The organism is Erwinia sp. OLFS4 (genome assembly GCF_002752165.1).
GTDB lineage: Bacteria > Pseudomonadota > Gammaproteobacteria > Enterobacterales > Enterobacteriaceae > Izhakiella.
Map to the genome: position 1 here is coordinate 1 of NZ_MOMB01000085.1, position 4,086 is coordinate 4,086.

Annotated in this window: 4 protein-coding genes; all 4 read left to right on the top strand. The window is 60.7% G+C overall.

Annotated elements, in window-relative coordinates; all coding sequences use genetic code 11:
* Positions 1-249 precede the first annotated feature (249 nt).
* Genes BL249_RS18465 through BL249_RS18480 form a run of 4 tightly spaced genes read left to right on the top strand, consistent with a single transcriptional unit; the run spans position 250 to position 2,958 of the window.
* Positions 250-822, top strand: coding sequence for a hypothetical protein (locus tag BL249_RS18465; RefSeq protein WP_143354928.1), 573 nt, complete (start codon positions 250-252; stop codon positions 820-822).
* Between the two features lie 17 nt (positions 823-839).
* On the top strand, positions 840-1,493 hold the full coding sequence (locus BL249_RS18470) for a type 1 fimbrial protein (protein WP_099707599.1): 654 nt from the start codon (positions 840-842) through the stop codon (positions 1,491-1,493).
* Between the two features lie 11 nt (positions 1,494-1,504).
* Positions 1,505-2,149 carry a hypothetical protein gene (locus BL249_RS18475; protein WP_099707600.1) on the top strand — a complete coding sequence of 215 codons (645 nt, stop codon included), beginning with the start codon at positions 1,505-1,507 and terminating at the stop codon, positions 2,147-2,149.
* Between the two features lie 20 nt (positions 2,150-2,169).
* Entirely contained in the window at positions 2,170-2,958 is a 789-nt protein-coding gene (locus BL249_RS18480; protein ID WP_158233128.1) for a fimbrial biogenesis chaperone, read from the top strand.
* Positions 2,959-4,086 lie beyond the last annotated feature (1,128 nt).

Sequence of the window (4,086 nt, forward strand, 5' to 3'; positions counted from 1 at the left end):
ATGTCGAGCTGGGGGCGAATAACACGGTGGCCACCGACGGGGCGAGGCCATTGAAGGTTGCACTGGCGTGCGGTGAGACAACGGACTGTGCGGCGACGAAGCTGCAGGCGGGGGCGGGCAGTGCGCAGATCCAGTTTACGTTTGTGTACCACTGACGTGGCAGAAATACGGAGTTGGCGAGGAAGCGAAAAAATGCGCACAAGAGCGGGCAGGCAAAGGGGATGGCGCTGTGTATGCACGGGGATGCTGATGGGCGGAATGTTGGTGCAGAGTGCCTGGGCGGGTGATACCACGGCGCTGTCCTGGACGATATCCACGGGAACCTGTTCCGTCGATTCCTCGGCATTCGCGACAAACCTGGGGGGGGCCGATCCGAGCTCATTGATAGGAAGGAACTGGCAAACCGTGCTGGATAAGCCCTTGATCCTGAAATTGACCTGTAGTAGCGGGATGACGGGGGGAGGGCGGCCGGTGGTGACGGTGGCCGGCGCGGTGACCGACAGCGCTGCTCCGTGGTTGTTTCGTGACGCCGGCACTGGCGGTGGGACGTCCAAGGGCTTCGGGTTTGTGTTGAAAAAACTTTCGGAGGCGGGCGGTAATCAGCCAGACGTTGAAGTGAAACAGGGCGAGCAGCTGTATGTCCCGAAGGATCCGTTTGATCCCAATACGATGTATTACGGGGTCGGTGAGGTGCTGAACGGAACGTATACTATCCCACTCAGCGCCGGGGTTGCTTGTGGCAAAACGGCGTGGTGTGAGGCGTCGAAGCTGGCGGCGGGTACGGTGAAGGCCAGCGTGACCTTCACGTTTGCGTATAAATGAAACGACAGGAAAACCGGATGAAGGGCAATACGCAAAATACGGGATGGGGCGCGAAATGGTGCAACGGTGGCATGGGGGCGTTATCCCTCGCGGCCATGCTGTGCCTGGTTTTTTTGGGGGAGGTCAGGGCGGAGACGCTGAGCGCCACGGTGAACATGGGATCATGTGCCGTCATCGCGGATCCGACATCGATTGCTATGGAAGATCTTGATCCGTCACCGTTGGTGAATCAGCACTGGGCGGTGCTCAATCAGACCCCGTTGACAATCAAATTAAGCAACTGCAGCGGGTTGGGGGCAAGCGATGGCACGCCGGTGGTGACGGTGAGTGGGAACACCACCACCGATCCGGTGATGAGTACCTACAAGAAATATTTCTTTATCAACGGCAACAGCACAGCGGTGGGGTTCGGCTTTACGCTGCAGAAGGCGGTCAATGGCGCAGGCAACAACAATAACCTCCTGGTAATAGATGGCGAACATCTGTATATCCCGAAAAGCACAACGGCACCGACCGGGCCGTGGTACGGCAAAGGGGAGACGCTGACCGGGGACCATGTCGTGCCGCTTAAGGTGGAAGTGAGCTGCGGGGAAAAGTCCTGGTGTTCGCCGTCTCGCTTGAAGGCGGGGGACATCAACGCGGACGTGACTTTCACGTTTGCTTATAAATGAGGTGTCAGGTGATGCGAACAAGCAACAAGGCGGGCAAACGCGCCGGGCGGCGATTGTGCCAGCGCGTCATGTCTTGTGTTATCGGCGGCGCGACTGGGGGGCTGGTTGTTGGCCTGATGTTGTCGACGGCGGCGCTGGCAGCCGACACGGTGACTGTGCATATGTCGGCACGTCTGGTGCAGAAAACCTGTTCGATGGGGTTAACGCCGCCGTCCCCGCTGACATTGGATCCGATTGACTCGGCTGCCCTTGAACCTGCAACGAGTGGGGGGAGGGGCCCCATAATTGACGTAAAAAAAGTCACGCTTGCCTTGTCTGGGTGTGGCCTCGGCCAGGGGGTCCTCAAACCTGTTGTAACACTGGACGGCACGAAGCCGACCGCGGCGGAGGCGGAGGGCGAGTTGCCCTGGGTGTTCAAGGAGAGCGCAAGCAGCGCCTACCGTTATTTTATCGTGGTGGGGAAAAAGGCGAATCCGGTGTTTGAAGCGAGTGATGTCTTTAAGTCATCCGACGAGGTGCTGACGGGGGCTGCCGGGGTGGGCGGTGACGACCTGTCCAAAGACCTGTTCCTTGGGGTGACCTGCGCAACCCACTGCGCGAGTGCGTTCGCCGGCAGCCTGAAAGCGACGCTGAACTTTACCTTTGCGTATAAATAGTCGGACGGATGAGAAACCACATGATGAGCAGAAGAAACACAATACATGCAGAGCGCGCCCTGTCCCGCCGACCGACGGCCTGGCTGATGACCGCACTGATGGTGTTGTTCACCGCCACGGCAGCGCGGGCGGACGGCGGTGGGGTGAGTTTTTCCCGCAACCGCATCATTTTTCCGGCGCAGGATGGGGCGGTGACGCTGACGGTGAATAACCATGGCGACCAGCCGTGGCTGGTGCAGGCCGGTGTCTCCGCAGAGCCGATGAAGCGCACGGCCGCGCCGTTTATCGTCACGCCGCCGCTGTTCCGGCTGGAGGGCAACGGACAGAACGTGATGCGTATCCTCCGGGCGGGCGGCTCGTTGCCGGCGGACCGGGAGTCGGTGTTTTATTTTTACGCCAGCACCATTCCGTCGCAGCCGGCGCCGAAGCCAGGGCAGGTGGTGCAGGGGCAGTTGGGGGCGTCATTGTCCATCTCAATGCGCACCATCCTGAAACTGTTCTGGCGGCCGGCGGGGCTGGCCATTACGCCGAAGGCCGCGCCGGGGATGATGCAGTTTACCGTGCAGCCGGGGGCGGTGGTGGTGAAGAACCCGACGCCCTATTACCAGTCGTTTGCCCTGCTGAAATTTGATGGTCGGGAACAGAATCTGGACAAGGGGCCGTCGATGGTGGCGCCGTTCAGTGAACTGCGTTTCCCGGCCTCTCAATCGGTGAAGGCAGTGAGCTGGTCGGTAATGAACGATTATGGCGGCACCACGGATGTGGCGACGACCCCGTTGGGTGGCGGACGGCGTGCCGCCGCGAAATAACGCCGCCACGGTGAAATAACGGCCGACGAAAATAACGCGCCGGTGATACCGGTGCTCGCTTCAAATCTGATGCAACCGCCGAGGTAAAACCCTACTCGACTGACGACGGCGGGCTCAGTGTCTCCACCTCGACGTACTCTGCCGGCAGCGGTACTGGCTACAAAGCTGTCCATACGCCGCTGGGTTGGGGGGTAGCGGGGACGGGCGCGACGAGTCCTCAAAACCTCATCCTAGTCCCGCTCGGGAAGATACTACTGGATTGCTTCTATGGCTGCGACGATGACGTGGTCGCATCCCTGACCCCATCAACGGGGGCCGCGGTGACGCGGGGCGGCACGGCGTACACCGCGTGTCTCCCACTCGCGGGTGATACCACGACCCGGGTTTTTGCGTATTCCAGCAGTCCCAAAATGACGTGCCCTACGACCCACCAGCGTGGCATCTGGCCAGGTGGACCATACAAGATGGAACTGGCATCACACCTCGAACTGGCCGCGTACGCGTCCGGGCCGCTCACCCCGTGGCGCGGGACGTACCCCTCTTTGTATGCAATCGCCGCTGCCAGTGGTGGCGGGGGCACTGAGGTGCCTAAACCGAACGCAATCATCGTCTCGGGGCTGAACTGCAACCTTCTGGGCTCCGTTGACACTGTCCAGACCCCTTCTGGGGGCGGGGCGAATCAACCCACCGCATCCCTCGGGGACGTCCCTATCGTGTCACCTTCCGGGACGATCGCCGCCCGCGGTACGGTCTCGGCCCAAGTACAGTGCGGGGGAACCAATACCTCCCTCGGTGCTTCTACGGTAGGGATAGCGATCCAACCAGGCGCAGGCACCACGGTGTCCTCGGGGTATCGCCTGCAGGCATCCAATCAGTCAGGGTATTACGGCACTTTCAACGAAGGTGCATCAGGGTCCTGCGCGTCTGGGCTCACGATCGGCACGGGCTGGTCAACCGAACTGCACACCTATGCCGCCAACGAGGCCGGAAACAATACCCCCTACGCGAAGACAATCTCGTTTAGTCTCTGTGGGACCGGGCAACCACAGGCGCCGGGGCCTTATTCCATGGGATTCACCTTACAATTGGTGAATCGCTGATGGCCTGCCACAACCGCACCGATATTTT

Excerpts from the sequence above, each read along its gene's own strand:
- BL249_RS18465 (WP_143354928.1), top strand. The coding sequence starts at position 250 with ATGGGCGGAATGTTGGTGCAGAGTGCCTGGGCGGGTGATACCACGGCG.
- BL249_RS18470 (WP_099707599.1), top strand. The coding sequence starts at position 840 with ATGAAGGGCAATACGCAAAATACGGGATGGGGCGCGAAATGGTGCAAC.
- BL249_RS18475 (WP_099707600.1), top strand. The coding sequence starts at position 1,505 with ATGCGAACAAGCAACAAGGCGGGCAAACGCGCCGGGCGGCGATTGTGC.
- BL249_RS18480 (WP_158233128.1), top strand. The coding sequence starts at position 2,170 with ATGATGAGCAGAAGAAACACAATACATGCAGAGCGCGCCCTGTCCCGC.